Origin of the sequence: Rhodococcus sp. ENV425 (assembly GCF_002887785.1) — a bacterium.
Lineage (GTDB): Bacteria > Actinomycetota > Actinomycetes > Mycobacteriales > Mycobacteriaceae > Rhodococcus > Rhodococcus aetherivorans.
Genome location: NZ_PCZU01000093.1, coordinates 1 through 803, shown reverse-complemented (window position 1 = coordinate 803; position 803 = coordinate 1). Strand labels below are relative to the sequence as shown.

Annotated in this window: 2 protein-coding genes; both read right to left on the bottom strand. The window is 72.2% G+C overall.

Annotation, left to right across the window (positions count from 1 at the left end; all coding sequences use genetic code 11):
- A partial coding sequence (locus tag CQZ88_RS07785; protein WP_146034270.1) for a ubiquitin-like domain-containing protein occupies positions 1-245 on the bottom strand: 245 nt, incomplete at its 3' end.
- A gap of 12 nt (positions 246-257) precedes the next feature.
- On the bottom strand, positions 258-803 hold a 546-nt coding region (locus tag CQZ88_RS07780; protein ID WP_180986971.1), incomplete at its 5' end, for a resuscitation-promoting factor.

Genomic DNA, 803 nt, shown 5'->3' with positions numbered 1-803 from the left:
TCGGCATCGACGGCCGGGGCCACCACGTCGCGCTCGCCGACGGGGTAGCCGGCGTGGGCGAGGACGGCTCGGACGTCGGTGCCCATGGTGCCCAGGGTGAGCCGGTCCCCGTCGACGTCGATCGTCACGGTCTTGTGCCGGGCGAGCGCCGTCGCGGCGCCGGCCACCAGGGTGGCCAGGAGCGCCGCGACGACGGCGTACAACAGCACGGAGCGCGAGTTGTTGATCTTCGTCAGTGGGGACACAAGCCGTACTTCTTACCGCAGTCCCATCTTGCTGGTGCACGCCGGCCAGGCTCCCCAGCCCTGCGCGGCCTGGACCTTCTCGGCGACGGCGATCTGCTGCTCGCGGCTGGCCAGGTCGGCGCGCGGCGCGTACTGGGTGCCGCCGAACGCGGCCCAGGTCTGCTGGGTGAACTGCAGACCGCCGTAGAAGCCGTTGCCGGTGTTGATGGCCCAGTTGCCGGTGGCCTCGCACTGCGCGAGGGCGTCCCAGGTGGAGGAGCGTCCGGAGGCGGGCACGGCCGGCTTCGGCTTGGTGCCGACGCGGACGATCGCAGGAGCCGGCTCCCGGACGGTGGTCGAGGCCTTCTCGGTGCGGCCGACCTCGACGCCGTCGATCGTGTGCACGTCGAGGGTCACGGTGCGCTCACCGGGAGCGCCCGGGTTGTCGAGCGCGGTCTCACCCTCGGTCATGTTCGGGTCGTCGACGCGCTGCTCGGGCGCGGGGACCGGCTGGTTCTCGATGCGGGTTTCGATGCGGTCGCGGGTGATGCGGATCTCGAGGCCGTCGGTCAGCGCCGC